This window comes from Quadrisphaera sp. DVD1 (assembly GCF_058932755.1).
This window is the reverse complement of sequence record NZ_JBZYWI010000033.1, coordinates 1-26,560: the sequence shown is the minus strand read 5'-3', so window position 1 is coordinate 26,560 and position 26,560 is coordinate 1. Positions and strand designations below refer to the sequence as shown.

Genomic DNA, 26,560 nt, shown 5'->3' with positions numbered 1-26,560 from the left:
GGGCGGGGCGCCCCTCTACGCTGCCGGTCGGGCCCGGACGAGCACCGGACCAGCACCGGACGGCGCCGAGCGGGAGCACGACGATGAGCGAGCGAGCAGCACCGGTCACCTGGCTGACCGACATGGACGGCGTCCTCGTGCACGAGGGCCACGCGATCCCCGGCGCGGAGCAGTTCCTGGCGCGCCTGCAGGAGCGCGGCCGCCGCTTCCTCGTGCTGACCAACAACTCGATCTACACCCCGCGCGACCTGCGCGCGCGCCTGGCCGCCTCGGGCCTGCACGTGCCCGAGGAGGCGATCTGGACCTCGGCGATGGCCACGGCGCAGTTCCTCGCCGACCAGGCCCCGCAGGGCTCGGCGTACGTGATCGGCGAGGCGGGCCTGACCACCGCGCTGCACGAGGCCGGCTACACCCTCACCGAGAGCTCGCCCGACTACGTGGTGCTCGGCGAGACCCGCACCTACTCCTTCGAGGCGATCACCCGGGCGGTGCGCCTGGTCGAGGCCGGGGCGCGGTTCATCGCCACCAACCCCGACGCCTCCGGGCCGTCGCTGGAGGGCAAGCTGCCGGCGACCGGCGCGATCGCCGCGCTCATCACCCGGGTCACCGGCCGCGAGCCGTACTACGTGGGCAAGCCCAACCCGATGATGTTCCGCTCGGCCCTGAACCGGATCGACGCCCACTCCGAGTCCACGGTGATGATCGGCGACCGGATGGACACCGACGTCGTGGCGGGCATCGAGGCGGGCCTGGAGACGGTGCTCGTGCTCACCGGCTCCACCGCGCGCGACGAGGTGGAGCGGTTCCCCTTCCGGCCCAGCCGGATCGTGGACTCCATCGCCGACGTCGTCGACCTGGTCTGAGGCGGGCGCGGCCGCAGGGCCTGAGGAGGCGCACCCCGCGTGCCCGACTGGCTCACCCACCTCCTCGAGGGCGACCTGGAGCAGCTGACCGCCGGAGCCCTGTACGCGGCGGTCTGGTCGCTCGTCTTCGTCGAGTCCGGGATCCTCGTCGCCTTCTGGCTGCCCGGTGACACCGTCCTGTTCGCCGCCGGGCTCGTCGCGGCGCACCCCGGCTCCGGCGTGTCGACCGCGCTGCTGGCCGTCGGCACCGCCGTGGCCGCGAGCGCCGGCAACGCCCTGGGCTACTGGACCGGACGCCGGCTCGGGCGCCCGTGGCTGGAGCGGCGCCCCGACCGGGTGCGCGCCCACCTCGCGAAGGCGGAGGCCTTCTACGAGCGGTGGGGGGTGCTGGCCCTCGTGCTGGCCCGCTTCATCCCCTGGGCGCGCACGTTCGTGCCGGTGCTGGCCGGGGTCTCGCGCATGCCCCGGGGCCGGTTCGCCGCAGCGACCCTCGCCGGGGCCCTGGTGTGGGGCTCGGGCCTCATCGTGCTCGGCCACGTGGCCGCGTCGGTCCCGTGGGTGCGCGACGCCGCCCTGGTGGTCGCCGGCACCGCGGTGGCCCTGTCCGTCGTGGGCCCGGCGGTGGCGGCCCTGCGCGCGCGACGCGCCGGACGACGTCCCCGCCACTAGTGCGCATCGTGCGCTAGCGTCCGGCTCGTCGCCCGCTCCGCGGGCCCAGCGACGGAGGAGTCGCCGTGGGAGTCCTGCGCCAGGTCGTGTTCCCCGGCCTCCGGCTGCTCGTGTGGGCCGTCATCGCCGTCGCGCTGTGCGTCCTGGCCTTCGGGCGCGGGGGCGGGAGCGGCGCCGACCCGCTGCAGCCCACGGGCGGCACCAGCGGGTCGGTCGTCCCGGTCTCGCGCGGCGACCTCACCAGCGCCCTGGTGCTGACCGGCAGCGTGGCGGCCGACCCCGCCACCACCGTGAGGGCCACCGCCGCGGGCACCGTCTCCCGCGTGCGGGCCGGCGTCGGCGCGGCCGTGGAGGCGGGCACGCCGCTGCTCGACGTGGTGCAGACCCTCGAGCCGGTCGAGCAGCCCCCGGTCGTCGCCGCCGACGGCAGCGTGACCGAGCGGCCGGCGAGGCCGCGGACGAAGACCGTGACCATCACGGCCGGTGCGGCCGGGACGCTGACCTCCCTGGCCGTGCTGGAGGACCAGGACGTGGCCGTCGGCACCGACGTCGCCACCGTCTCCCCCGGCACCCTGTCCGTCACCGCGCCGCTCACCCAGTCCCAGCAGTTCCGGCTCCTGGCGCCGCCGTCGAGCGCGCGGGCGCAGGCCACCGGCGGCCCCGCCCCCTTCGACTGCACCGACGTGCGCACCGGCGTCCCGGCCGGTGGCGAGCAGCCGTCGTCGGCGCCGAGCTACGACCCCTACACGGGGATGGCGGCCGCGCCCCCGACGGCGCAGGTCACCTGCCGGGTCCCGCCCGGCACCACCGTCTTCGCCGGGATGAGCGTCGACCTGACCCTCGAGCTGGGCTCGGCCACCGGCGCCGTCGTCGTCCCGGTGACCGCGGTGCAGGGAACGGTCGAGCGCGGCAGCGCGTGGGTGGTCGGGGAGGACGGCGTCCCCGCCGAGCGCGAGGTGGTCCTCGGCCTGACCGACGGCGCGCAGGTGGAGGTGCGCGAGGGCCTCACCGAGGGCGAGCAGGTGCTGGAGTTCGCCCCGGTGCCCTCCGACGACGAGGCGCTGCCGGGCCAGGGGGGCCTCGGGTGAGCCTGCTGCACCTGGACGGCGTCGGACGCGCGGTGGACCTCCCCGACGGCTCGGTCCTGCCGATCCTCACCGGCGTGGACCTCGAGGTCGCCGAGGGCGAGCACGTGGCGATCGTCGGCCGCTCGGGCTCGGGCAAGTCGACGCTGCTCAACATCCTCGGCCTGCTGGACGCCCCGACGTCGGGGGCCTACCGGGTCGACGGCACGGACGCCGGCGCCCTCTCGGCCCGCCGGCGCGGCCGGATGCGCGGGCAGACGTTCGGGTTCGTCTTCCAGCAGTTCAACCTCCTGCCCCGGCGCAGCGCCACGGAGAACGTCGCGACGCCGCTGCTGTACTCCAGCGGGACGGCGTTCTGGCAGCGCCGGCGCCTGGCCCGGGCCGCGCTCGAGCGGGTCGGCCTCGGCCACCGCGCCGACGCGCTGCCCGAGAGGCTCTCGGGCGGGGAGCAGCAGCGGGTGGCCATCGCGCGCAGCCTCGTGCGCTCCCCCCGCGTGCTGCTCGCCGACGAGCCGACCGGCTCCCTCGACGTCGACACCGGCTCGGCCGTGATGGACCTCCTCGAGGAGGTGACGACCGCCGCCGGGTCCACGCTCGTGACGATCACCCACGACCTGTCCGTGGCCGCCCGCGCCCAGCGCCGGTACCGCCTGGACCACGGGCTGCTGACGCCCCTGTCCGCCGACGACCTGGCCGTGGTCACCGCCCACCGCTCGGCCGGGGCGCCCGCGTGAGCGCGCTCGTCGGCACGCTGCTCGAGGCCTGGGGCGAGGTGCGCGTCCACCGGGCCCGCGTGGTCCTCTCCCTGGTCGGCGTCCTGCTCGCGGTCTTCGCGATGACCATCGTCACGGCCGCCGGCGACATGGGCCGCCAGGCCTTCCTGGAGTCGAGCGAGCGCTCCTCGGGGCGCTCGACCACCGTCCAGGTCGACGCCTCCTCCCCTGACGGCGCCCCCGCGCCCGGCCAGGTCGAGACCGCCTACGCCCACCTCGTGGACCGGTACGGCATCACCTGGTCCTCCACGACGGCCTACGGGCAGGTGGACGTGCGGATCGGGCAGACCTCGGTGGTGACGAGCCTGCGGGTCGTCGAGGCCGACTACGGGGTGATCCACCGCATCACCCCGAGCAGCGGGCGCTGGCTCGCGGGCTCCGACGCGGACCGCCTCTCCCCGGCGCTCGTCGTCAACGAGGAGTTCCGCGCCCAGACCGGCACCTCCGGCCTCGTGCCCCCGTACGCGCTGGAGCTGCCCGGCTCCCCCGCGGTGACCGCCACCGTGGTCGGCGTCGTGGACTCCGACCCCTGGTCCCCCATGGCGTTCGTGCTGCCGTCGGCCCCGGCCCGGCTGCCGGGAGCGGCCGCCGGGTACGGCGCCGCGCCGTCGCTGGAGGTCTGGCTGCCCCCGGAGGAGGTCGACGCCTTCGTGGCCGAGGTGCCCGCGGCGCTGGCGGCCTCCGGCCTGGACGGCGGCGCGACGCCGCTGAGCGACGAGGGCGTGCTGCGGGTCATGGGCTACGTGCAGTGGGGCATCCGCGCGCTGTCCCTCTTCGCCCTCGGCCTCGGCGCGCTCGGCGTGCTCAACGTCGGGATCGTCACCGTGCGCCAGCGGATCCGCGAGATCGGCGTCCGCCGGGCGCTCGGCGCCTCCTCCGCCCGGGTCTTCGCGGCGATCATGCTGGAGAGCGTGGTCGCCACCGCGCTGGCCGGCGCGCTCGGCGTCGCGCTCGCCGTGGCGATCGTGGTCAACCTGCCGCTGGAGCTGGTCACCGACGACCTCGGCATCTCCGAGGTGCCCCCGTTCCCCGTCGCCGCGGCCCTGGAGGCGTTCGCCTCGGCCACCGCGGTCGGCGCCCTGGTCGGCCTCGTGCCGGCGACGATCGCCGTGCGCTCGCGCGTCATCGACGCCATCCGGTACTGACCGCCGGGGCGCGCCTGCGGCCGGGCGGCGCGCGGGGCCCCGAGGATGGTCCCGTGACCCTCCTGCGCCCCGCGCGCCGCACCGCAGCCGCCGTCGCCGCCGCGGCCGTGCTCACCACCGCGGGGTGCATCGGTGCGGGCGCCGACGTCGACGTCAACGGGGCGCTCGGCGTCACCGTCGGGACCGCCGGCCAGCCCGTCCTCGTCGCCGAGGTCTGCCACGGCGAGGTGGAGCACGTCGACGTCTCCGGCCCGAACCGCGGGGAGGCCCCGAACGCGCGGCTCGCGGCCCTGACCGCCGAGGACCCCGCCGCGGAGCCCTTCACGCTCGACCTCGCCGACCCGGGACCGGGCTGGGAGGGCGCCCCGCTCGCGCTGCCCCTGGGCGGGGACCTGCACCTCGCGTCCGCCAGCGGGGGCGAGGGGGCGAACAGCGAGCTGCGCCAGGTGGGCTTCACCGCCGCGGACCTCGCCGCGCTGCAGCCCGGCCAGGTGCTCTCCGACCTCAGCGACGAGCCGGTGGACGCCGGGGCCTTCGCCGACCTGGCCTGCGGCGGCCACCGAGCATGATCGATACTGGCGCCCGCGCACCCAGCGCCACCGGGAGCGCGCCGAGGCGAGGAGGAGCGATGGCGGGGCAGGTCCGCAGCCAGGCCACCGTGGCCGTGGTGCCGCAGACCTGCGCGAGCTGCCGCGGCGTCATCCCCGCGGGGCAGACGCACCTGCGCCACACCGACCTGCGCCAGCGCCCGGTCGTGCGGTTCCTCGAGTGCGACGTGTGCGCGCGCCGCGCCGGCCGCGGCCCGCTCGTCGACCGGCGCCCGCCGGCCTGAGGGTCAGGCCAGGCCGAGGTCGGACTTGGTGAAGGCCGCCAGGTAGGGCAGGCCCTCGGACTCCACGCGCTCGCGGGCGCCCGTGTCGCGGTCGAGGATGACCGCGACGGCCACCACGTCGGCCCCCGCCGCGCGCAGCGCGTCGACGGCGGTCATCACCGAGCCGCCCGTCGTGGAGGTGTCCTCCAGCGCGACCACGCGGCGCCCGGCGACGTCGGGGCCCTCGACGCGGCGCTGGAGGCCGTGGGCCTTGGCCTCCTTGCGCACGACGAAGGCGTCGATCGCCTGCCCCCGCGCGGCCGCCGCGTGGAGCACCGCCGCGGCCACCGGGTCGGCGCCCATGGTCAGCCCGCCCACCGCCTGGGGCGCGGCGTCCCCGGTCAGGCCGGCGTCGGCCAGGACGTCGAGCAGCACCTCGCCCACGAGGGGGGCGGCCTCCGCGTGGAGGGTGACCCGCCGCAGGTCGACGTAGTAGTCGGCCGTGCGCCCGCTCGAGAGCAGCACCCGGCCGTGCACGACCGCCAGGTCGCCGATGAGCTGCAGCAGGCGCTCGCGCGCCGTCGTGGTCTCGGTCGTGGTCCCCGTGGTGGTCACGGGGACGAGCCTAGTGAGCCGCCGCCGTCTGCGGCACCGGCGCGGGCGAGAGCCGCTCCTCGAGCTGGCGGCCCTCGACGTCGAGCTCGGGCAGCCACCGCAGCCAGCGCGGCAGCCACCACGCCGAGCTGCCGAGCAGGGCGAGCACCGCGGGGATCGCGATCATGCGGACCAGGAAGGCGTCGGCCAGCACCCCGATCGCCAGGGCGAACGCGATGGGCTTGATGGTGGCGTTGCCCTCGGGCACGAAGCCGCCGAACACCGACAGCATGATCGTCGCGGCGGCCACCACCACCGGGGCGGCCTTGCGGAAGCCGGTGACGACGGCCGCCCGGGCCTCCACGCCGTGGGAGTGGGCCTCGTGCATCCGGCTGACGAGGAAGATCTGGTAGTCCATCGCCAGGCCGAAGAGGATGCCCACCACGAGGATCGGCGTGAGGCTCAGCAGCGGCCCGGTGGTCTCGGAGTTGACCAGCTGCCGCAGCCAGCCCCACTGGAAGACGGCGATCGTGCTGCCCAGGGAGGCGCCGACGGTGAGCAGGAAGCCCAGCACCGCGGTCAGCGGCACGAGCACCGAGCGGAAGACCAGGACCAGCAGCACCAGCGCCAGGCCGACGACGAGCAGCAGGTAGACCGGCAGGGCCTCGTTGAGCCGCTGGGAGACGTCGACGTCGACCGCCGTCTGGCCGGTCACGGCGAGGGAGGCGCCCTCGACGTCCAGCGCGCGGATGTCGTGGACGAGGTCGTTCGTGGCGTCCGTGGTCGGGCCGCTGGCCGGGATGACGGTGACCAGCGCGACGCTGCCGTCGGGCGCGGGCTGGGGGGGCAGGGCCGCAGCGACGTCGTCCAGCCCGGCGATCGCCTCGCTGACCCGGCCGGCGCCGGTGGCGGCGTCGGTCGACCCCTCGGGCTCGACGACGACGAGCAGCGGGCCGTTGACGCCGGCGCCGAAGTGCTCGGCCACCAGGTCGTAGGCGCGGCGCGGGTTCGAGCCCTCCGCGGCGCTGCTCTCGTCGGTGAGGGCGGTGCGCAGGGAGGTCAGCGGCACCGAGGCGACCCCGAGCACGACGACGACGGCGAGCAGGCTCAGGACGCGGTGGGAGGTGACGGTGCGGGCCCAGCCGATCAGGAAGCCCCGGTCGCTGCGGCGGGCGTGCTCGCCGTGGTGCTCGAGCGTGCGCCGCTGGCCCCGGCTGAGGAGTCGCCGGCCGACGAAGGAGGCGAGGGCCGGCAGCAGGGTGAGGGCGACCAGGACCGCCACGGCGACCGTGGCGGCGGCCGCCAGGCCCATCTCGGTCAGGAACGGGATGCCCACCACCGCCAGGCCGGCGAGGGCGATCACCACCGTCAGGCCCGCGGTGACCACCGCGCTGCCGGCGGTGCCGGTGGCCACGCCGATCGCCTCGGGCAGGTCGCGCCCGGCGACGAGCTCCTGGCGCAGCCGGGAGAGGAGGAAGAGCCCGTAGTCGATGCCGACCGCCAGGCCGAGCATGATCGCCAGGATCGAGGTGGTCGACTGCAGCTCGGTGAGGGCCGTCGCCGCGGTGATGCCGGCCGCGCCGAGCCCCACGCCGATGAGGGCGGTGAGCAGGTTCAGCCCCGCGGCGACGAGGGTGCCGAAGGTGATGAACAGCACCACGACGGCGACCAGGACGCCGGCCGCCTCGGCGACGCCGCCGATGTCGGCGGCGTCCTCCACGGCGGTGCCCCCCACCGCGGTGTCGAGGCCGCCGCTGCCGGCGTCCGCCCCGGCGTCCGCGACGGTGCCCAGCAGCTGCGCGCGGGCGTCGGCGGTCATGTCGCCCGGGCTCACGCCGTAGGTGACGGTGGCGTAGGCGGCCCGCAGGTCCGGGGCGACGCTCGGCGCCGCCTGGTCGAACGGGTCGGTGACCGACTCCACCTGCGGCAGGTCGCCCAGCTCCGCGACCACGGCGGCGATCGCGGCCGCCTGCTCGGGGTCGGTCACCTCGGTGCCCTCGGGCACCTCGAAGACGACGCGCGCCGTGGCGTCGTCCCCGCCGGCCGCGCCGAACTCGCGCTCGACCGTGGACAGCGCGTCGGTGGACTCCAGGCCGGGGATGGAGAAGGAGTCCACGGTCGGCTTGGAGAAGGCCACGGCCGACCCGCCGACGGCGACGAGCACGACGAGCCAGAGCGCCACCACCGCCCAGCGCAGGCGGTAGCAGGCCCGGCCCAGCCGGTACAGGAAGATCGCCACAGGTGTCCTCTCAGGGGGCGGCGGGTGCCGCAGGACGCCCCAGCGCCCCGAGGGCGAGGGCGACCAGGTGCGGGCGCAGCAGGTGCTGCGGGGTGGAGGGGAAGGCGAGCGTGAGCGTGCCGACGACGGCCAGGGCCGCCGTCACGCGCACCCGGCGCTCGAGCGCGGCAGGAGCCTCGGGCCCGCCGTCGGCGGGGAGGTCGATCGCGAAGCAGCGGCAGAGCAGCCCGGGCACCTGGGCGAGCACCTCGCCCGCGGGCGTGCCGGTGAGGCCGCCGTCGTGGGCGAGGGCGAGGCTGAGCCGGCCCGGGGCGCTGGCGGCGAGGTCGGCGAGCGCCTCGATGGCGGCGGCGTCGCGCGACGGCCCGGCGGGGAGCGGCTCGACGTGGAGCAGGACCTCGCGCACGGCCGCCACGCAGCGCTCCGCGACGGTGTCGCGCAGCGCCTCCTTCGACCGCACGCGGTGCAGCAGCCCCGTCTTGGAGTAGCCGACGGCGTCGGCGATCTCGCGCAGGGACGTCCGCTCGTAGCCGTGCTCGGCGAACATCGCGGCCGCGGCGTCGACGATGCCGGTGTCGATCTGCTCGCGGCTGGGGCGCAGCACGGTCGGTCCCCCCTGAACCAGGACGGACCGCAGCGGTCCATCTCGGGTCGTCACGGTACAACGGTCGCCCAGGCACCCGTCTCGGGGGATGATGGAGACCTTCCCCACCGACGCCGCTGGGTCCGCCCGTACCCGAAGAGGCCCATGACCAGTCCCGCCGTCGCCACCGAGCGCGACTTCACCGCCCTCCCCCTGCGCCGCCGCACCGGCTGGATCGTGCTGCTGGGGGCACTGAACGCCATCGGGGCGTTCACGATCGACCTGTACCTGCCGGCCTTCCCGGCGCTCCAGGAGGAGCTCGGCGCCTCCGCCAGCCGGGTCCAGCTCACCCTGACCGGCACGATGGCCGGCCTGGCCGTGGGCCAGCTGGTGGCCGGCCCGCTGTCCGACGCGTTCGGCCGCCGCCGCCCGCTCCTGGCCGGGCTGGCCCTGCACCTGGTCGCCTCGGTCCTGTGCACCGTCGCCCCGTCCGTGGGCGTGCTCGGGCTGCTGCGGGTGCTGCAGGGGCTCGGCATGGCGGCGGCGTCCGTCATCGCCCTGGCCGTCGTGCGCGACCGCTTCGAGGGCCGCGGCGCCGCCCGCCTCGTCGCGCGGCTGATGCTCGTCATCGGCGCCGCTCCGGTCTTCGCCCCCAGCATCGGCAGCGCCCTGCTCTCGGTGACCAGCTGGCGCGGCATCTTCGGCGTCCTGGCCTTCCTGGCCCTGGTGCTCGGCCTCGCGGTGGCGGTCTGGATGCCCGAGACCCTGCCGGTGCACCGCCGCCGCCGCGCGGGCGTGCGGGCCAGCGCGGCGGCCTACGCCGGGCTCCTGCGCGACCGCGCGGTGCTCGGGCTGGTGCTCGTGGCGGGCCTGGCGATGGCCGCGCTGTTCGGCTACGTGGCCGGGTCCTCGTTCGTCTTCCAGGAGCAGTACGGCCTGAGCCAGCTCGGCTTCGCGCTCGTCTTCGCCGGGGGCGGGGTGGCCATCGTCGCCGGGTCGCAGATCAACGGCTCGCTGGTGAACCGCTTCTCCTCCGAGGGGCTGCTGCTCACCGCCCTGGCCGCCGGGACCGCCGCGGCGGCCGCGCTGCTGCTCACCATCGCCACCGGCTGGCTGGGCCTGGGCGGCGTCCTCGCGCCGCTGTACGCGTCGATGTTCTTCATCGGGCTGGCCATGCCGAACCCGGCCGTGCTGGCGCTGGACCGCCACGGCGAGGCGGCCGGGACCGCGGCGGCGCTGCTCGGGTGCGCCCAGTTCGCGATCGCCTCGATGGCCGCGCCGGTGAGCAGCCTCGTCGGCCTGCCCCCGGCCACGGGCATGGGCGCGGTGATGGTCGCCGGGATGGTGGCGGCCCTGGCCGCCTTCGTCCTCATCGCCCGGCCCGCGCTGCGCACCCCGCCGCCGGCGCTGGACGACGGCTCCGCCCTCCCGGCGGACGACCTCGACCTGCGCGACGACGCCGAGGTCAGCGAGCTGCCGCACCTCGTCGCCGACTGAAGCCGCTCGAGGCCGCGCGGACCAGCGGCCGGGGCGCGGCGCGCAGCAGCACCGACAGCACGGCGTAGCGGCGGCTGGGCACGCTCACCACCCTCCCGCGCCGCAGGTCGCGCAGCGCCTGCTCGACGAGCTCGTCGGCGTCCAGCCACAGCAGGCCGGGCCACCGGGAGACGTCCATCGCGGCCCGCTGGTGGAACTCGGTGCGCACGAAGCCGGGGCACAGCGCCGTGGCGACCACGCCGGTGCCTCGCAGCTCGCCGGCGAGGCCCTCGGTGAACGTCGTCACCCACGCCTTGGCCGCCGCGTAGCCGCCCATCGCCGTCCAGCCCGCGACGCTGGAGACGTTGAGGACGGCGCCGTGCCCGCGCGCGACCATCGCCGGCGCCGCCGCGGCGCTGAGCACGAGCACCGCCCGGCACAGGACGTCGAGCATCCGCTCCTGCTCGGCGGTGCTGCCGGTGCCGTCGGCGCCGGCGTCCAGGAGGCCGCGGCGCAGCCCGAAGCCGGCGTTGTTGACGAGCAGGTCGACCGGCGCGCTCGGCGAGGCCACCCGGTCGGCCACCCGCTGCAGCTGCGCGCGGTCGGCCAGGTCGGCGGCGAGGACCTCCACACCGGTGCCGTGGCGCTCGCGCAGGTCCGCGGCGGCGTCCTCGAGGCGCTGGGCGTCGCGGGCGACGAGCACGAGGTCGTGGCCGCGCGCGGCGAGCGCCCGGGCGAAGGCGAGCCCGATCCCGGCGGTGGCGCCGGTGACGAGCGCGGTGGGCGTTCTGCTCTCAGGCACCCGCTCACGGTAGGCACTAGCGTCGACCGCGTGCGACTGGCGACGTGGAACGTGAACTCCGTCCGGGCCCGCCTCGACCGGGTGACCGCCTGGCTGGCCCGCAGCGACGTCGACGTCCTGGCGGTGCAGGAGACGAAGTGCCGCGACGCGCAGTTCCCCACCGAGCGCTTCACCGAGCTGGGGTACGAGGTGGCGCACGTCGGGCTGAGCCAGTGGAACGGCGTCGCCGTGATCTCCCGGGTGGGGCTGGACGACGTCGCGGTGGGCTTCCCCGGCCAGCCGGCGTGGTCGAGCAGGCCCGAGGAGGAGGCCGCCGCGGAGGCGAGGGCGATCGGCGCCACGTGCGGCGGCGTGCGGGTGTGGAGCCTGTACGTGCCGAACGGCCGGGCCCTCGGCGACCCGCACCTGGCCTACAAGCTCGAGTGGCTCGCCGCGCTGCGCGAGGCCGGCGCGGGGTGGCTGGCCGCCGACCCCGACGCGCAGGTGGCGCTGTGCGGGGACTGGAACGTGGCGCCCACCGACGAGGACGTGTGGGACCCCGCCGTCTTCGCGCAGTCCACGCACGTCTCGCCGCCCGAGCGCGCCGCCTTCCAGGCCGTCGTCGACGCCGGGTACGCCGACGTCGTCCGCCCGCACGCCCCCGGCCCGGGCGTCTACACCTACTGGGACTACACCCAGCTGCGCTTCCCCAAGCGCCAGGGCATGCGGATCGACTTCGCGCTGTGCTCACCGGCGCTGGCCGCGCGGGTGGAGGGCGCCTCCATCGACCGCGAGGAGCGCAAGGGCAAGGGCGCCTCCGACCACGCGCCGGTGGTCGTCGAGCTGCGCTGAGCCGTGAGCCGCCTGCGTCCCCGGTCGCTGCGGGTGCCCCGCCGGGTGCGGGTGCCGCGCGCCGCCCCCCGCTCGCCGGACCGCTGGGTGGAGGCCGAGGACGGCGTCCGGCTGGCTGCCTGGGTGCGCGAGCCGGCCGCGTCCGCGGCGGGGCCGGACCCGGTGAGCGTGGTGCTGGCGCACGGCTGGACCCTCGCCGCCGCGGCCTGGGACCGCGCCGTCGACGAGCTCACCCGGGCCCACCCCGGGGTGAGGGTGGTGCGCTACGACCAGCGCGGGCACGGGGCCTCCGGCTCCTCGTCCTCCGCTGGGCCCCGCGACGACGCGGCGTCCATCGGCCGCCTCGGCGACGACCTGGCCACCGTCGTGCGGGTGCTGGCCCCGCGCGGGCCGCTCGTGCTGGGCGGGCACTCGATGGGCGGGATGGCCGTGCTGTCCGCCGCCGGGCGCCACGGCGACCTGCTCGGGCCCCGCACGCGCGGGGTGCTGCTGTGCAGCACGTCCGCCGGTGGCCTGTCGGCGGCCGGGCGTCCGCTCGTGCCCCTGATGGCGGCGCTGGCCCGGCTGCCCGAGGGGCTGAGCGTGCCGCGCGCCCCGCGGCTGCTGACCCAGCGCACCAACTACGGCCCCGGGGTGGACCCCGCGCTGGTCACCGCCACCAGCCGGGCGATGGGCCCGGTCTCCGGGCGCAGCACCGGTGAGTGGTTCGCCGCCCTCATGGCCCACGACGAGACGGCGGCCCTGCCGGCCCTCGCCGCGTCCGGCGTCCCGGTGCGGGTGCTCGTGGGCGACGCCGACCGGCTCACCCCGCGCCTGCACGCCGAGGCCCTCGCGGCCGCGCTGCCCGACGCGGAGCTGTCCGTCGTGCCCGGTGCGGGGCACATGCTGCTCGTCGAGCGGCCCGACGTCGTCGCCGAGGCGCTCGGGGCCCTGCTCGCACCGTGACCGATCGGTGACACAACGGCGTCGCCCTCACCCCGTGTGGCGCCTGTGCACGGGCTGTGATGTGCGCCACGCTGGAGCCATGACGTCTCCCGCCACCACGCACACCCCTCCGCCCCCCGTCTCGCTGGCCGTCAAGCTCATGTACGCCCTCGCGGCCCTGAGCGTGATCAGCCTCATCGTCACCCTGACCACCGGCCTCGACGCCATCCGCGAGAGCGCTCGGACGTCGGGCGTCGACGCCGACGCCGCGGTGACCGCCGGCATCGTCTTCGCCGTCGTGGTCGCCGTCATCAGCCTCGTGCTGTGGCTGCTGTTCGCCCGGTTCACCGCCCGCGGGCGCAACTGGGCCCGGATCGTCGTGACGGTCCTGTCCGTCCTCGGCGCCCTGGGCAGCCTGCTCAGCTTCGGCGGCTCGGGCCTGGAGATCGTCGTGGCCCTGGTCTCGCTGGTCATCTACATCGCCATCGTCGTGCTGCTGTGGCGCAAGGAGTCCAGCGCGTTCTTCAACGCCGGCGGCGCCCCCCGCCAGACCGTGGCCGACCCCGGCTACCCGACGGTCTGACCTCCCCCAGCACCACGTGGACAGGGGATCCCGCCCGGGTGGGCGGGATCCCCTGTTCGCGTCCGGAGCCGGTCAGGGGGTCGGCATGCCGCCGGTGACGGCGATCCGCTCGCCGGTGATGTAGCTGGACTCCTGCGAGGCCAGGAACACGTAGGCCGGGGACAGCTCGACCGGCTGGCCCGCGCGGCCGATCGGGGTGTCGCCCCCGAAGCTGCCCACCTTCTCCGCCGGCATCGTGGCCGGGATGAGGGGCGTCCAGATCGGGCCGGGAGCGACGGTGTTGACCCGGATGCCCTTGGGCGCGACCTCCTGGGCCAGCGCCTTGGTGAAGTTGAGCAGCGCGCCCTTGGTGGCGGCGTAGTCGATGAGCGACGGCGACGGCTGGTAGGCCTGGATCGACGTCGTGACGATGATGCTCGAACCGGGCTGCAGCTGCGGCAGGGCCGCCTTGCAGAGCCAGAACGTCGCGAAGACGTTCGTGGTGAACGTGCGCATGAGCTGCTCGGTGGTGAGGTCCTCGAGGCCCTCGACCGTCATCTGGTACGCGGCGTTGCTGACCAGGACGTCGAGCCCGCCGAGCTCGGAGACCGTGCGCTGCACGACCTCCTGGCAGAAGGGCTCCTCGCGGAGGTCGCCGGGCAGGGTGAGGCACTTCTTGCCCGAGGCCTCCACGACGCGCTTGGTCTCCTGCGCGTCGGACTCCTCCTCGGGCAGGTAGACGATGGCCACGTCGGCGCCCTCGCGGGCGTACGCCAGCGCGACCGCGCGGCCGATGCCGGAGTCGCCTCCGGTGATCAGGGCGCGCTTGCCCTCGAGCCGGCCGCTGCCGCGGTAGCTCGACTCGCCGTAGTCGGGCTCGAGGCTCATGTCGGACTCGAGGCCCGGGTGGGCGATGGTCTCCTCCGGCAGCGCGTCGGGCTGGACGTGCTGGGTGGTGGGGTCCTGGGGCGTGGTCTGGTCTCCGCTCATGCCCCTGACCTACCCACGTGTGACCCGCCTCACGCTGATCGTCTCGCGCCGAGCGGGCCCGCAGCGCCGACCGGGGACGCCCAGCCGCGCGGATCGGAGGTGATCGCACGGCTGGACGTCCCCGGTCGGGACGGCGCAGGCGGGGCGCTGCGTCAGGCGGTGATGGCCGCGCGGGCCTCGGGGCCCGCGCCGCTGTCCTCGGCGTCCGCGCGCCGGACGGTCAGCCCGACCGTCCCGTCGTCGGCGACGACCCGGTCGACGACGACGGCGTCGCCGTCGCGGACCTCCCCGGCCAGCAGCGACCGGGCGAGGGAGTCGCCGATCTGGCGCTGCACGAGGCGGCGCAGCGGCCGGGCGCCGTAGGCCGGGTCGAAGCCCTCCAGCGCCAGCCACTCGCGGGCGGCGTCGGTGACCCGCAGCTGCAGCCGGCGCTCGCCCAGGCGGCGGGCCAGCGCGGCCACGTGGAGGTCGACGATCCGGCTGAGCTCCTCCACGCCCAGGGCGTCGAAGACCACGACGTCGTCCAGCCGGTTGAGGAACTCCGGCTTGAACGCCATCCGGACGGCGTCCATCACCGCCGACCGCTTGGCCGCGGGATCGAGCGTCGGGTCGACGAGGAACTGCGACCCGAGGTTGGAGGTCAGCACGAGGATGGTGCTGCGGAAGTCGACCGTGCGGCCCTGGCCGTCGGTCAGGCGCCCGTCGTCGAGCACCTGGAGCAGGACGTCGAAGACCTCCGGGTGCGCCTTCTCCACCTCGTCGAGCAGCACGACGCTGTACGGGCGCCGCCGCACGGCCTCGGTGAGCTGGCCGCCGGACTCGTACCCGACGTACCCCGGGGGCGCGCCGACGAGGCGGGCCACGGAGTGCTTCTCCCCGTACTCGCTCATGTCGATGCGGACCATCGCGCGCTCGTCGTCGAAGAGGAAGTCCGCGAGCGCCTTGGCCAGCTCCGTCTTGCCGACGCCGGTGGGGCCGAGGAAGAGGAACGAGCCGGTCGGGCGGTCGGGGTCGGCGATCCCGGCCCGCGAGCGCCGGACGGCGTCGCTCACCGCGCGCACGGCCTCGCGCTGGCCGACCAGGCGCTCGCCGATGACCTCCTCCATGCGCAGGAGCTTGGCCGTCTCGCCCTCCAGGAGGCGCCCGACCGGGATGCCGGTCCAGGCGGCGACCACGCCGGCGATGTCGTCGGGGCCGACCCGCTCGGAGACCATGAGCTCCTCGTCGGCGCCGGCGCCCTCGCGGTCCTCGGCGGCCTGCGCCTCGGCCAGCTCGCGCTCGACGCCCGGGATGCGGCCGTAGAGGATCTCGCTGGCCCGGGCGAGGTCGCCCTCGCGCTGCAGCCGCTCGGCCTGGCCGCGCAGCTCGTCGAGGGTCGCCTTGAGCTGGCCGACCCGGTTGAGGCCCGCCTGCTGCTGCTCCCAGCGCGCGGTGAGGGCGGCGAGGGCCTCGGTGCGGTCGGCCAGGTCGGCGCGCAGCCGCTCCAGGCGCTCGGCGGACGCCGGGTCGTCGGCCTTCTGCAGCGCCAGCTCCTCCATCTTGAGCCGGTCGACGGCGCGGCGGAGCTCGTCGATCTCGACCGGGGAGGAGTCGATCTCCATCCGCAGGCGGGAGGCGGCCTCGTCGACGAGGTCGATGGCCTTGTCGGGCAGCTGGCGGCCGGAGATGTAGCGGTCGGACAGCGTCGCGGCGGCCACGAGCGCGGCGTCGGTGATCTGGACGCCGTGGTGCGCCTCGTAGCGCTCGTTGAGGCCGCGCAGGATCGCGATGGTGTCCTCGACGCTCGGCTCGCCGACGAAGACCTGCTGGAAGCGGCGCTCGAGGGCGGCGTCCTTCTCGATCTTCTCGCGGTACTCGGTCAGCGTCGTGGCGCCGACCAGGCGCAGCTCGCCGCGGGCCAGCATCGGCTTGAGCATGTTGCCGGCGTCGAGGGAGGAGTCGCTGCCGCTGGCGCCCGCCCCGACGACGGTGTGCAGCTCGTCGATGAAGGTGACGACCTCGCCCTCGGCGCCGCGGATCTCGTCGAGGACGGCCTTGAGCCGCTCCTCGAACTCGCCGCGGTACTTCGCGCCGGCGAGCATCGCGCCGAGGTCGAGGCTGATGAGGCGCTTGCCCCGCAGGGACTCCGGGACGTCACCGGCGACGATGCGCTGGGCCAGGCCCTCGACGACGGCGGTCTTGCCGACGCCGGGCTCGCCGATGAGGACGGGGTTGTTCTTCGTGCGCCGGCTCAGCACCTGCACGACCCGGCGGATCTCGGCGTCGCGGCCGATCACGGGGTCGATCCTGCCCTCGCGGGCCCGGGCGGTGAGGTCGACGCCGTACTTCTCCAGCGCCTGGAACGTGCCCTCGGGGTCGGCGGTGGTGACCTGGGCGCCGCCGCGGACGTCGGCCAGCTTCGCCAGGAGCGCCTCGCGGGTCGCCCCGGCGCCCTGCAGCAGCGTCGCCGCCGGGCCGGTGCCCGAGGCGAGGCCGACGAGGACGTGGTCGGCGGAGACGAACGCGTCGCCGTGCGCCTCGGACTCCTTGCGCGCGGTGGTCAGCGCGTCGAGCGCCGCGCGGCTCAGCTGGGGCGCGGCGACGGAGGAGCCGGACGCCGAGGGCAGGGCCGCCAGCGCGGCGCGGGTGCGCTCGCGCACGGTGGCGACGTCGGCGCCGGTCGCGGCCAGCAGCGCGGTCGCGACGCCGTCCTGCTCGAGCAGGGCGGCGAGCAGGTGCGCCGGCTCGACCTGGGCGTGCCCGGCCTCGACGGCGCGGGCGGCGGCGGAGGCCAGCGCCTCCTGGCTCTTGGTGGTGAGCTTGAGCTCCAACGGGACCTCCGGGTCGTGCTGCGTGCGTGGTGAGGCTGACTTGAGCCTACTGCACTCAACTCCCTGCGGCACGGCTCTGTTCCCCGCGTCCTGTGGGCGGATCTGCACCCGCTCCTGCTGCGCGCGGGGCGTTCCTGTGCCCGTCAGACGGGCACAGGGGCGCCCCGTGCGCAGCACGCCTGGGCCACGATGACGCCGTGACGGACCCCGCAGAGCTGCTCGACGCCTACGACGCGCAGCTGCGCACCGACGCCGAGACGCCCAGCGCCGTCTCGGTCACGCGCCTCGGGCCGCTGCGGCTGGTGACCTTCGCCGGCGGGCGCGGCTTCGTCACCTACCCGCGCCCGGGCGTGGACGATGACCTGGCGGGCCTCGTCGCCCCGGCGCTGGAGCACTTCCGCGCCGATCCCGCCACCACCCGCGTCGAGTGGAAGACGCGCGGTCACGACCACGCCCCCGGGCTCCCCGAGGCGCTGCGCGCGGCCGGCCTCACCCCCGACGCCCCGGAGTCGATCATGGTCGGCGCCGCGATGTCGCTGGCCGTCGACGTGCCGCTCCCCCGCGGCGTCGCGCTGCGCCGGGTCACCGAGGAGGCCGACGTCCGCGCTCTGAGCGCGATGGCCGACGAGGCCTTCGGCGACCCCGCGTCGACGCGGATGGCCGACGCCCTGCTGCGCCGCCTCGCCCTCGACGACGGGATGGAGCTGTGGGTCGCCGAGGCCGGGGGGCGCATCGTCAGCACGGGCCGCCTGGAGCCGGTCGCCGGGAGCGACTTCGCCGGCCTCTGGGGCGGCGCGACGCGGGCGGAGTGGCGCGGGCGGGGCGTCTACCGCGCGCTCACCGCCGCCCGCGCCCGTTCGGCGCTCGCCCGCGGGAAGGCGCTCGTGCACAGCGACTCCACCGAGCACTCCCGGCCGATCCTCGAGCGGTCCGGGCTGGTGAGGGTCTCCACGACGACGCCGTTCCACTGGCGGCGCTGAGCCGGGCGGGCGGCGGAGCTCGCCGGCCAGTGGGCGGATCTGCACCCGCTCCTGGTGCGCACGGGGCGGCCCCGTGCCCGTCTGGAGGGCGCAGGGGCGCCCCGTGCCGAGCGGGGCCCGGCGGCGACCGCGGGGATCAGTGCGGGTTGTGCGAGCCGAGGTCCTGGGTGTCCTGGCGCACCTCGCGGCCGTCCTCGCCCCACATCGTGTGGAACGTGCCCGCGCGGTCGACGCGGGCGTAGGTGTGCGCGCCGAAGAGGTCGCGCAGGCCCTGGAGCAGGGACGCCGGCAGCCGGTCGCGCCGCAGCGCGTCGTAGTACGCGAGGGCGCTGGAGAACCCCGGCGCCGGGACGCCGATCGTCGCGGCGGTCACCACCACGCGCCGCCAGGCGTCCTGCGCGGAGGCCACGGCCTCGGTGAAGTACTCGTCGAGCAGCAGCGACGGCAGCGCGGCGTCCTTGTCGTACGCCTCCTTGATGCGGTTGAGGAAGCGCGCCCGGATGATGCACCCGCCCCGCCAGATCGTCGCCATCTGGCCCTTGTCGACGTTCCAGCCGTACTGCTCGCTGGCGGCGGCGATCATGTCGAAGCCCTGCGCGTAGGCGACGACCTTCGAGGCGTACAGCGCCGCGCGGACGTCGTCGACGAACCGCTCGGCGTCCGCGCCCTCGACCTTCCCGGACGGCCCGGGCAGCGCCTGCGCCGCGCGGCGCTGGTCGGCGGCCCCGGAGAGCGAGCGCGCGAAGACGGCCTCGGCGATGCCCGTGACCGGCACGCCGAGGTCGAGCGCGGCCTGCACGGTCCAGCGGCCGGTGCCCTTCTGCTCGGTCTGGTCGACGATGAGGTCGACGAGCGGCTTCCCCGTCTCCTCGTCGGTCTTGGCCAGCACCCGGGCGGTGATTTCGATGAGGAAGGACTCCAGGTCTCCGGCGTTCCACTCCTCGAAGACCTCCGCGAGCTCGGCCGGGCTCATCCCCAGCCCCTGCCGCAGGAGGTCGTAGGCCTCGCCGATGAGCTGCATGTCGGCGTACTCGATGCCGTTGTGGACCATCTTCACGAAGTGGCCGGCGCCGTCCGTGCCGACCCACGTGCAGCACGGCGTGCCGTCGACCTCGACCGCGATCGACTCCAGGATCGGCCCCAGCGCGGCGTAGGACTCCTCCGACCCGCCCGGCATGATGCTCGGGCCGAGCAGCGCGCCCTCCTCGCCGCCGGAGACGCCGGTGCCGACGAAGTGCAGGCCGTGCTCGCGCAGCTCGCGCTCGCGGCGGCGGGTGTCCTCGAAGTGGGCGTTGCCGGCGTCGACGACGATGTCGCCCTCCTCCAGCAGCGGCACGAGCTCCTGGATCACGGCGTCGGTCGCGGCACCGGCCTTGACCATGATCACCACGCGGCGCGGCTTGGCGAGCGAGGCCACGAAGCCCGGGAGGTCGGTCGAGGCGATGAAGTCGCCCTCGGAGCCGTAGTCGCGCACGAGCTCCGCGGCGCGGGAGGCGGTGCGGTTGTGCAGGGCCACGGTGTGGCCGTGCCGGGCGAAGTTGCGCGCGAGGTTGCGGCCCATCACCGCCAGCCCCGTGACCCCGATGTCGGCGCGGGCGGTGTCCTGAGCAGCGTCAGCCATGCGGCGATCCTGGTCGCCGCGGCGCCCGTGCGCCAGACTGCGGGGCGTGCAGCGCTGGTGGACCTGGTTCGTGCTCGTCACCGCTGCGCTGTGCCTGGTGCTCGGGACCATCTCCCTGGTCGAGGGCGACTGGCTCACGGGCGGCCTCATGGTCGTCCTCGCGCTGGTCCTCGCCCGCGACGTCCGCCGCCGCCGCACCAGCGCGGACGTCACGGCGGAGTGGCCGCTCGAGCGCGTCCGCACCGTGACGAGCGGGCACCCGGGCGAGGTGCAGGCCGTGCGCGCCCTGCGCGGCGCCGACCCCCGCCTGGGCCTCGCGGACGCCGTCCGGCTGGTCCGCGAGGCCCAGGCACCGCGGTAGCCGGGGGGCGCCGCAGCGGCGACGTCGCTGGCCCGTGGCCGCTGTCAGAACCAGAGCGGTCCCGGGCGCGCCCTGGTTCTGACACCTCGTCTGCGCCGCCCGGTGACCCTCAGCGCTGCGGGCGCCAGACGACCAGGGCGCTGCCCGCGCCGAACGCCGAGCGCACCGGACGGCGTCCGCGCTCGACGGCGACCACGTCGCCCGAGGGGGTCGCGGCGAAGACCCGGCGCGAGCGCTGGAGCGCGGCCAGCGCCGAGGACAGCTCGTCGGTCAGCTCGCGCACCTTCCCCCGCAGGCGGTCGTTCTCGCCCTCGAGCTCGAGGATGCGCTTGATGCCCGCGAGGTTGACGCCCTCCTCCTGGGACAGGCGCTGCACCTCGCGCAGCAGGACGACGTCGCGCGCGGAGTAGCGGCGCCCCCGCCCGGTCGCGCGCGAGGGCGAGACCAGGCCGAGCCGGTCGTACTGGCGCAGCGTCTGGGGGTGCATGCCGGCCAGCTCGGCCGCCACGGAGATCACGAAGACCGGTGCGTCGGGAGCGACGCCAGGGCTCGCCTCGGTGCTCATCACCGCTTCCTTCCGACCTCGTCGGGAACGCTCGACCTCAGGACCGCGGCGCCGCCGCGCGGGCGCTCGCCAGGAGCCCGGAGCGCGGGTCGCCGTCGGCGGTGGCCTCGCGGAAGGCCTCCACCGCTGCGCGCGCATCGGCGTCGAGCCGCTGGGGGACGACGACCTGGGTGGTCACCAGCAGGTCGCCGGTGCGCTCCCCCACCCGCACGCCGCGGCCCTTGACGCGCAGCGTGCGCCCCGAGGGGGTGCCGGGGGCGATCCGCAGGCGCACGGTGGAGCCGTCCAGGGTGGGCGCCTCGACCTCGCCGCCCAGGGCGGCCTCGGCGAAGGTGACCGGCAGCGTCACGCGCAGGTCGTCGCCGTCGCGGGTGAAGACCGGGTGGGGTTCCACGTGGACCGTGACCATGAGGTCGCCCGCGGCGTCGGGGCGCGGGCCCGGCCGGCCCTGGCCGCGCAGGCGGATCTTCTGGCCGTCGCGGACGCCGGCCGGGATGCGGGCGGTGACCGTGCGGCCCTCCACGCGCAGCGAGACGGTGGTGCCGCCGACCGCCTCGGCGAAGGGCAGCGTCGCCTCCGCCTCGAGGTCCGCGCCGCGCTGCGGGGCGCGGAAGCCGGCGGGGCCGGCGCCCGGCCCGCCGGCGCCGCTGCCCTGGAACATGCTGAGCAGGTCCTCGAGGTCCGGGCCGCCCGCGGGCCCGGAGGTCTGGTAGCGCACGCGCCCGCCCGCCGGGCCCCCGCGGCCGGCGCCGCCGAAGAGCCCGCCGAGCAGGTCGTCGAAGCCGCCCCCGCCGCCGGGGCCCTGGCCTGCGGCGGTGAACCGGGCGCGGCCGGTGGCCATGGCGCGCACGGCGTCGTACTGCTCGCGCTGCTCGGGGTCGGAGAGCACCGCGTAGGCCTCGCCGACCTCCTTGAACCGCGCCTCCGCGGCGGCGTCGCCGGGGTTGGCGTCGGGGTGCAGGGTGCGCGCGAGCTTGCGGTAGGCCTTCTTGAGGTCGGCAGCCGAGGCGTCCTTGTCGACGCCGAGAGCGGCGTAGAAGTCCTTCTCGATCCAGTCCTGGCCTGCCACGGGTGGTCCTCTCACACGCTGTGACCGCCCCTGTCCCGCACTTCTTCGCAGAAGTGCGGGACAGGGCGGCGGTGGAACAGCACTTCTGGGCAGAAGTGCGGTGGGTGGGTCAGGCGGGGCTGGTGACCGCGACCCGCGCCGGGCGCAGCACGCGCCCGCCGACCCGGTAGCCCGGCTGCAGCACGGTGGTCACCGTGGTGACCGCCACGTCGCCTGAGCTGTGCATGAGCGCCTCGTGGACGGCGGGGTCGAACTCCTCGCCGTCCTCGCCGTAGCGCTCCAGCCCCAGACGGCCGAGGACCGCCTCGAGCTTGTCGGTGATGGCCGCGAACGGGCCGTCGGTGAGGTCGCCGTGCTGGCGCGCGAGGTGCACGTCGTCGAGCACGGGCAGCAGGGCCTCCAGCACGCTGGAGACGGCGCTGTCACGGGCGACGTCGCGGTCGCGGTCGACCCGCCGGCGGTAGTTGACGTACTCCGCCTGCAGCCGCTGCAGGTCGCCGAGGCGCTCCTCGGCGATCGTCAGCGCGGCCGACAGCTCCTCCGTGATGTCCGCGACGCCCTGCTCCTCGAGCGCCTCGACGTCCTCCTCGGGGGTCGAGGAGGGCGCCTGCGGGACGGCGTCCGGCACGGGGGCCGGGGCCGCCGGCGCGCCCGTGTCGGACGCACCGGCTCCCGGGACCTGGGCGGTCTCGTCGCTCTGGCTCACTTGCGGTCGTCCTCGTCCACGACCTCGGCGTCCACGACGTCGTCCTGCGCGCCGCCGGCAGCACCGGCACCCGCACCGGCACCCGCACCGGCACCGGCCGCACCGGCGTCACCAGCGCCCTCGCCCTGCGCGTACAGCGCCGAGCCGAGCTCCTGGCTGGCCGTGGCGAGCGCCTCCTGCTTGGCCTGGACGGCGGCGATGTCGTCGCCCTCCAGCGCCGTGCGCAGCTCGGCGATCGCGGTGCGGACCGTGGCCACGCCGTCCTCGGGGAGCTTGTCGGTGTTGTCGGTGAGGAACTTCTCCGTGGAGTAGACGAGCTGCTCGGCGGAGTTGCGGGTCTCGGCCTCCTCGCGGCGGCGGCGGTCCTCCTCGGCGTGCGCCTCGGCGTCCCTGACCATCCGCTCGATGTCCTCCTTGGACAGCGCGCTGCCGCCCGAGATGGTCATCCGCTGCTCCTTGCCGGTGCCGCGGTCCTTCGCCGACACGTGGACGATGCCGTTCGCGTCGATGTCGAAGGTGACCTCGATCTGCGGCACGCCGCGCGGGGCGGGGGCGATGCCGGTCAGGTCGAAGGTGCCCAGCGGCTTGTTGTCGCGCACCAGCTGGCGCTCGCCCTGGTAGACCTGGATGAGCACGCTCGGCTGGTTGTCGTCAGCCGTGGTGAAGACCTCGCTGCGCTTGGTCGGGATGGCCGTGTTGCGCTCGATGAGCTTGGTCATGATCCCGCCCTTGGTCTCGATGCCGAGGCTCAGGGGCGTGACGTCGATGAGCAGGACGTCCTTGCGCTCGCCCTTGAGGACGCCGGCCTGCAGGGCGGCGCCCACGGCCACGACCTCGTCGGGGTTCACGCCGCGGTTGGGCTCGCGCCCGCCGGTGAGCTCGCGGACGACGTCCCCGACGGCCGGCATGCGGGTGGAGCCGCCGACCAGGACGACGTGGTCGATGTCGGAGAGCTGGACGTCGGCGTCGCGGATGACCTGCTGGAACGGCGCCTTGGTGCGCTCGAGCAGCGAGCGGGTCATGTCCTCGAACTGGGCCCGGGTCAGCTTCTCGTCCAGGTGGACGGGGCCGTTCTCGGTCATCGACAGGTACTGCAGGCTGATCGAGGTGCTGGTCGCGGACGACAGCTCCTTCTTGGCCTGCTCCGCGCCCTCGCGCAGGCGCTGCATGGCGATCTTGTCCTTGGACAGGTCGACGCCGGAGCTGTTCTTGACCTGCTTGACCAGCCAGTCGACGATCGCGGCGTCCCAGTCGTCACCGCCGAGGTGGTTGTCGCCGCTCGTGGCGCGCACCTGGATGGTGGAGAAGCCGTCCTCGGCGTCCTTGCCGACCTCGAGGAGGGACACGTCGAACGTGCCGCCGCCGAGGTCGAAGACGAGGATGAGCTCGTCCTCCTTGCCCTTGTCCAGGCCGTAGGCCAGGGCCGCCGCGGTGGGCTCGTTGATGATCCGCAGGACGTTGAGGCCCGCGATCTCGCCGGCCTCCTTCGTCGCGGTGCGCTGCGCGTCGTTGAAGTACGCCGGCACGGTGATGACGGCGTCGGTCACCGGCTCGCCGAGGTACTCCTCGGCGTCGCGCTTGAGCTTCTGCAGCACGCGCGCGGAGATCTCCTGCGCGGTGTACGCCTTGTCGTCGATGGTCGTGGTCCAGCTGGTGCCCATGTGGCGCTTGACCGAGGTGATGGTGCGCTCGACGTTGGTCACCGCCTGGCGCTTGGCGATCTCGCCGACCAGCGGCTCACCGGACTTGGCGAAGGCGACGACGGAGGGCGTGGTGCGCCCGCCCTCGGCGTTGGCGATGACGGTGGGCTCCCCGCCCTCCAGCACGGCCACGACGGAGTTCGTCGTGCCCAGGTCGATCCCGACGGCACGGGCCATGGTGGTCCTCACTCCCTGTGTTGAGTCCTAGCGGCTCAATCCTCCACGTGAGCGCCGTCGTGTCAACTTCGGCGGCGTGGACTTGAGCCTGCTGTGCTCAACCTTCGGGAGCCTCCCCGTGTTCCCTGCGCGCGCGGCTCAGCGGCCGAGCTCGGCGAGCTGGCCCAGGCCCTCCATGGCCGTGCGGGGCACGTGCACCCGGGGGCAGCGGCCGTGGGCGTGGCGCTGGGCGCGCACCCGGCCCCCCAGGGTGGCGAGCAGCGCCTCGGCGGCCTCGCGGTCGGCGTCCAGGGCGACCTGCAGCTCGCTGCGCCCGTGCACCTGCAGGGCGGCGGCGAAGTGGCGCACCAGGGCTCCGCCGATGCCCTGGCGCTGCCACGCGTCGTGCACGAGCACCTCCACCGCCCCGGCGATCGGGTCCTCCTCGCCGGTGCAGGTGGCCGGGCGCAGCGCGCCGAGGGCGACCAGCCGGTTCGGCGCGAGCTCGACGACGACGCTGCCCGGGCGGCGCAGCCAGGCGTCCTGCTGCACGAGCGGGATCACCGTGCCGCCGCGCCCGCACCAGCCGAGGCGGGTGGTCGGGCTGCAGCGCACGAGCAGGGCCGCCATCGCCGGAAGGTCCGTGGGGCGCGCCGAGCGCACGGTCAGCTCGGCGCCGCGGGCGAACAGCGACCACGGCTGGTCCAGCAGCGCCTCCGCGGAGCCGCCGAGCTCCACTGGAGCCGTGCTGCCCCGGCGCGGGACGGGCAGGACGGAGGGGACGACGGCCCGGGGGGTGCGGCCTCGCAGCGGCAGGGTCTGTGCGCTCACGGGAGCGAGCCTGCGACGGGTGCCGACGCGAACTGTTCCGCCCGTGTGTCGTCCGTGTGTCGTGACGGACGGTGACCGACGGGTCGCTGCTCCGGGCCGGCGCCCGGCGCCCGGCCGGAGTCACCCCAGCAGGAGGGTCCACGTGCCGGCGGCCAGCCCCGCCGCGGTCGCCGCGGCCGCCACGAGCACCCCTCCTGCGACGACGCCCCAGTCGCTGGCGCGCATCCGGCTGGGCCGCGCCCACGTGCGGCTCGTGCCGGCGCCGAACCCCCGGGCCTCCATCGCCGTGGCCAGGACCGTGGCCCGGCGGACGGCCAGGACGAGGAGGGCGAAGACCTGCCCGGCGCCCTGGCGGGCGCGCCCGAGCAGCCCGTCGTCACCGAGCCCGCGAGCGCGGCGGGCGAGGCCGAGCTGCGACCACTCCTGCGCCAGCACCTCAAGCAGCCGGACGGCGGCCACGGCCGCCAGCACGAAGCGGGGCGGCAGGTGCAGCACCTGGGCCAGGGCGTCGCCGAGGTCGGTCGGGTCGGTGGTGGCCATGAGCACCACGCCGGGCAGCGCGACGGCCAGGATCCTCAGGCCGATCGCAGCGGCGGACTCCAGCGAGCCGGTGGTGACGCTCAGCGGTCCGACGCCGAGCACGAGGGCGCCGCTGTCGGGGCCGAGCCAGGCGGTGACCACGGCCGTCGGCACGGCGCCGACGAGCACGAGGCCCAGGCGCCGCCCCAGCGCCCGGGCCGACAGGCCGCACCAGGGCAGCACCGCGAGCTCGAGCACGAGGGCGGTGCCGGCGGTGACGGGGTCGACGGTGAGCAGCAGCACGAGGGAGAGCACCGACGCCACGGCGAGCTTGGCGACCGGGTTCGCGCAGGCGAGGACGGTCGGCCGCACAGCGCCGACGTCGAGCAGGGCGAGGCTCATCCGCCCGCCCCTCGCCCGGCCGCGACCGGGTGGACGCCGACGCCGCCCGCGCCGACCGCCCACACCTCGTCGGCCAGGGCCGCCGCGAGCTCCTCGTCGTGGGTGGCGGCCACGACGGCCGTGCCCTCGGCGCGCAGCTCGGCGAGCAGGGCGACGACCTCCGCCCAGGTGCGGGCGTCCTGGCCGAACGTCGGCTCGTCGAGGACGAGCAGCGCCGGGCGGGTCGCGAGCGCGGTGGCCACGGACAGCCGCCGCTGCTCGCCGCCGGAGAGGGTGAAGGGGTTGGCCTGGGCGAGGTGCCTCAGGCGCAGCCGCTCCAGGAGGCTGGCCACGCGCGCGGCCACCTCCGCCTCGGGCAGCGCCAGGCGCAGGGGCCCGACGGCGAGCTCGTCGGCGACGGTGGCGGCCACGAACTGGTGGCGAGGGTCCTGGAAGACCGAGCCGATCCGCGCCACCAGCTCGCGCGGGCGCCACCGCACCGGCTGCGCGGCCG

General features: G+C 75.8%; 27 protein-coding genes. 13 read left to right on the top strand and 14 right to left on the bottom strand.

What is annotated here, in order from left to right; translation table 11 throughout:
- Positions 1-83: 83 nt before the first annotated feature.
- From AC5FZL_RS05945 to AC5FZL_RS05915, 7 genes are all read left to right on the top strand, one after another.
- Entirely contained in the window at positions 84-863 is a 780-nt protein-coding gene (locus AC5FZL_RS05945) for an HAD-IIA family hydrolase (RefSeq protein ID WP_493617651.1), read from the top strand.
- Between the two features lie 39 nt (positions 864-902).
- Positions 903-1,532, top strand: a complete 630-nt coding sequence (locus AC5FZL_RS05940) for a DedA family protein (RefSeq protein WP_493617650.1) — start codon at positions 903-905, stop codon at positions 1,530-1,532.
- 65 nt (positions 1,533-1,597) lie between these two features.
- A complete protein-coding gene (locus AC5FZL_RS05935; protein WP_493617649.1) occupies positions 1,598-2,620 on the top strand; it encodes an efflux RND transporter periplasmic adaptor subunit in 1,023 nt (340 codons plus the stop codon).
- On the top strand, positions 2,617-3,351 hold the full coding sequence (locus AC5FZL_RS05930) for an ABC transporter ATP-binding protein (RefSeq protein WP_493617648.1): 735 nt from the start codon (positions 2,617-2,619) through the stop codon (positions 3,349-3,351). Before AC5FZL_RS05935 ends, AC5FZL_RS05930 begins: the two co-directional genes overlap by 4 nt.
- Positions 3,348-4,535, top strand: coding sequence for an ABC transporter permease (locus tag AC5FZL_RS05925; protein ID WP_493617647.1), 1,188 nt, complete (start codon positions 3,348-3,350; stop codon positions 4,533-4,535). Before AC5FZL_RS05930 ends, AC5FZL_RS05925 begins: the two co-directional genes overlap by 4 nt.
- A gap of 53 nt (positions 4,536-4,588) precedes the next feature.
- Positions 4,589-5,104, top strand: coding sequence for a hypothetical protein (locus AC5FZL_RS05920; RefSeq protein WP_493617646.1), 516 nt, complete (start codon positions 4,589-4,591; stop codon positions 5,102-5,104).
- 59 nt (positions 5,105-5,163) lie between these two features.
- Positions 5,164-5,367, top strand: coding sequence for a hypothetical protein (locus tag AC5FZL_RS05915; RefSeq protein ID WP_493617645.1), 204 nt, complete (start codon positions 5,164-5,166; stop codon positions 5,365-5,367).
- Between the two features lie 3 nt (positions 5,368-5,370).
- On the opposite strand, the gene pyrE is transcribed toward AC5FZL_RS05915, so the two are convergent.
- The 3 genes from pyrE to AC5FZL_RS05900 are packed head-to-tail and all read right to left on the bottom strand — an operon-like array spanning position 5,371 to position 8,783.
- On the bottom strand, positions 5,371-5,961 hold the full coding sequence (gene pyrE / locus AC5FZL_RS05910) for an orotate phosphoribosyltransferase (protein ID WP_493617644.1): 591 nt from the start codon (positions 5,959-5,961) through the stop codon (positions 5,371-5,373).
- A 10-nt stretch (positions 5,962-5,971) separates the two neighbouring features.
- The gene (locus tag AC5FZL_RS05905; protein ID WP_493617643.1) at positions 5,972-8,179 is read right to left on the bottom strand and encodes an MMPL family transporter; all 2,208 of its coding nucleotides are present in this window, start codon (positions 8,177-8,179) and stop codon (positions 5,972-5,974) included.
- Between the two features lie 10 nt (positions 8,180-8,189).
- Positions 8,190-8,783 carry a TetR/AcrR family transcriptional regulator gene (locus AC5FZL_RS05900; protein ID WP_493617642.1) on the bottom strand — a complete coding sequence of 198 codons (594 nt, stop codon included), beginning with the start codon at positions 8,781-8,783 and terminating at the stop codon, positions 8,190-8,192.
- A gap of 144 nt (positions 8,784-8,927) precedes the next feature.
- Between AC5FZL_RS05900 and AC5FZL_RS05895 the strand changes: the two genes are divergently transcribed.
- Positions 8,928-10,259, top strand: coding sequence for a multidrug effflux MFS transporter (locus AC5FZL_RS05895; protein WP_493617641.1), 1,332 nt, complete (start codon positions 8,928-8,930; stop codon positions 10,257-10,259).
- Here AC5FZL_RS05895 and AC5FZL_RS05890 read toward each other — a convergent pair.
- Complete coding sequence (locus tag AC5FZL_RS05890; protein ID WP_493617640.1) at positions 10,228-11,040, bottom strand: SDR family NAD(P)-dependent oxidoreductase; 813 nt, start codon at positions 11,038-11,040, stop codon at positions 10,228-10,230. The genes AC5FZL_RS05895 and AC5FZL_RS05890 overlap by 32 nt on opposite strands.
- Positions 11,041-11,070: 30 nt before the next feature.
- Between AC5FZL_RS05890 and AC5FZL_RS05885 the strand changes: the two genes are divergently transcribed.
- From AC5FZL_RS05885 to AC5FZL_RS05875, 3 genes are all read left to right on the top strand, one after another.
- Entirely contained in the window at positions 11,071-11,871 is an 801-nt protein-coding gene (locus AC5FZL_RS05885) for an exodeoxyribonuclease III (protein WP_493617639.1), read from the top strand.
- A gap of 3 nt (positions 11,872-11,874) precedes the next feature.
- The gene (locus AC5FZL_RS05880; protein ID WP_493617638.1) at positions 11,875-12,816 is read left to right on the top strand and encodes an alpha/beta fold hydrolase; all 942 of its coding nucleotides are present in this window, start codon (positions 11,875-11,877) and stop codon (positions 12,814-12,816) included.
- A 79-nt stretch (positions 12,817-12,895) separates the two neighbouring features.
- Positions 12,896-13,378: a hypothetical protein gene (locus tag AC5FZL_RS05875; protein WP_493617637.1), complete on the top strand. Its 483-nt coding sequence runs from the start codon at positions 12,896-12,898 to the stop codon at positions 13,376-13,378.
- 72 nt (positions 13,379-13,450) lie between these two features.
- On the opposite strand, the gene AC5FZL_RS05870 is transcribed toward AC5FZL_RS05875, so the two are convergent.
- Positions 13,451-14,347 (bottom strand): SDR family oxidoreductase, encoded by an 897-nt coding sequence (locus tag AC5FZL_RS05870; RefSeq protein WP_493617636.1) that lies wholly within the window; start codon positions 14,345-14,347, stop codon positions 13,451-13,453.
- Between the two features lie 152 nt (positions 14,348-14,499).
- Positions 14,500-17,157 (bottom strand): ATP-dependent chaperone ClpB, encoded by a 2,658-nt coding sequence (clpB, locus tag AC5FZL_RS05865; RefSeq protein WP_493617635.1) that lies wholly within the window; start codon positions 17,155-17,157, stop codon positions 14,500-14,502.
- 197 nt (positions 17,158-17,354) lie between these two features.
- Here clpB and AC5FZL_RS05860 point away from each other — a divergent pair, with 197 nt between their 5' ends.
- Positions 17,355-18,137 (top strand): GNAT family N-acetyltransferase, encoded by a 783-nt coding sequence (locus AC5FZL_RS05860; RefSeq protein ID WP_493617634.1) that lies wholly within the window; start codon positions 17,355-17,357, stop codon positions 18,135-18,137.
- A gap of 136 nt (positions 18,138-18,273) precedes the next feature.
- On the opposite strand, the gene gnd is transcribed toward AC5FZL_RS05860, so the two are convergent.
- Positions 18,274-19,758 carry an NADP-dependent phosphogluconate dehydrogenase gene (gnd, locus tag AC5FZL_RS05855; protein ID WP_493617633.1) on the bottom strand — a complete coding sequence of 495 codons (1,485 nt, stop codon included), beginning with the start codon at positions 19,756-19,758 and terminating at the stop codon, positions 18,274-18,276.
- A gap of 46 nt (positions 19,759-19,804) precedes the next feature.
- Between gnd and AC5FZL_RS05850 the strand changes: the two genes are divergently transcribed.
- On the top strand, positions 19,805-20,119 hold the full coding sequence (locus AC5FZL_RS05850) for a hypothetical protein (RefSeq protein ID WP_493617632.1): 315 nt from the start codon (positions 19,805-19,807) through the stop codon (positions 20,117-20,119).
- Between the two features lie 109 nt (positions 20,120-20,228).
- On the opposite strand, the gene AC5FZL_RS05845 is transcribed toward AC5FZL_RS05850, so the two are convergent.
- From AC5FZL_RS05845 to AC5FZL_RS05815, 7 genes are all read right to left on the bottom strand, one after another.
- Positions 20,229-20,684 (bottom strand): heat shock protein transcriptional repressor HspR, encoded by a 456-nt coding sequence (locus AC5FZL_RS05845; protein ID WP_493617631.1) that lies wholly within the window; start codon positions 20,682-20,684, stop codon positions 20,229-20,231.
- 37 nt (positions 20,685-20,721) lie between these two features.
- Entirely contained in the window at positions 20,722-21,753 is a 1,032-nt protein-coding gene (locus tag AC5FZL_RS05840) for a DnaJ C-terminal domain-containing protein (protein ID WP_493617630.1), read from the bottom strand.
- 109 nt (positions 21,754-21,862) lie between these two features.
- The gene (gene grpE / locus AC5FZL_RS05835; protein WP_493617629.1) at positions 21,863-22,459 is read right to left on the bottom strand and encodes a nucleotide exchange factor GrpE; all 597 of its coding nucleotides are present in this window, start codon (positions 22,457-22,459) and stop codon (positions 21,863-21,865) included.
- Positions 22,456-24,336: a molecular chaperone DnaK gene (gene dnaK, locus AC5FZL_RS05830; protein ID WP_493617628.1), complete on the bottom strand. Its 1,881-nt coding sequence runs from the start codon at positions 24,334-24,336 to the stop codon at positions 22,456-22,458. The genes grpE and dnaK overlap by 4 nt, the downstream gene beginning before the upstream one ends.
- Before the next feature lie 138 nt (positions 24,337-24,474).
- On the bottom strand, positions 24,475-25,146 hold the full coding sequence (locus tag AC5FZL_RS05825) for a GNAT family N-acetyltransferase (protein WP_493617627.1): 672 nt from the start codon (positions 25,144-25,146) through the stop codon (positions 24,475-24,477).
- 120 nt (positions 25,147-25,266) lie between these two features.
- A complete protein-coding gene (locus tag AC5FZL_RS05820) occupies positions 25,267-26,067 on the bottom strand; it encodes an energy-coupling factor transporter transmembrane component T family protein (protein ID WP_493617626.1) in 801 nt (266 codons plus the stop codon).
- The coding region (locus AC5FZL_RS05815; protein ID WP_493617625.1) for an ABC transporter ATP-binding protein at positions 26,064-26,560 on the bottom strand (497 nt) is incomplete at its 5' end. The genes AC5FZL_RS05815 and AC5FZL_RS05820, both read right to left, overlap by 4 nt.

What these genes read in the sequence shown, in the direction of transcription:
- AC5FZL_RS05845 (WP_493617631.1), bottom strand. Translation starts at nt 20,684, where the DNA reads ATGAGCACCGAGGCGAGCCCTGGCGTCGCTCCCGACGCACCGGTCTTC.
- AC5FZL_RS05895 (WP_493617641.1), top strand. Translation starts at nt 8,928, where the DNA reads ATGACCAGTCCCGCCGTCGCCACCGAGCGCGACTTCACCGCCCTCCCC.
- AC5FZL_RS05870 (WP_493617636.1), bottom strand. Translation starts at nt 14,347, where the DNA reads ATGAGCGGAGACCAGACCACGCCCCAGGACCCCACCACCCAGCACGTC.
- dnaK (WP_493617628.1), bottom strand. Translation starts at nt 24,336, where the DNA reads ATGGCCCGTGCCGTCGGGATCGACCTGGGCACGACGAACTCCGTCGTG.
- gnd (WP_493617633.1), bottom strand. Translation starts at nt 19,758, where the DNA reads ATGGCTGACGCTGCTCAGGACACCGCCCGCGCCGACATCGGGGTCACG.
- AC5FZL_RS05820 (WP_493617626.1), bottom strand. Translation starts at nt 26,067, where the DNA reads ATGAGCCTCGCCCTGCTCGACGTCGGCGCTGTGCGGCCGACCGTCCTC.
- AC5FZL_RS05915 (WP_493617645.1), top strand. Translation starts at nt 5,164, where the DNA reads ATGGCGGGGCAGGTCCGCAGCCAGGCCACCGTGGCCGTGGTGCCGCAG.
- AC5FZL_RS05945 (WP_493617651.1), top strand. Translation starts at nt 84, where the DNA reads ATGAGCGAGCGAGCAGCACCGGTCACCTGGCTGACCGACATGGACGGC.
- AC5FZL_RS05875 (WP_493617637.1), top strand. Translation starts at nt 12,896, where the DNA reads ATGACGTCTCCCGCCACCACGCACACCCCTCCGCCCCCCGTCTCGCTG.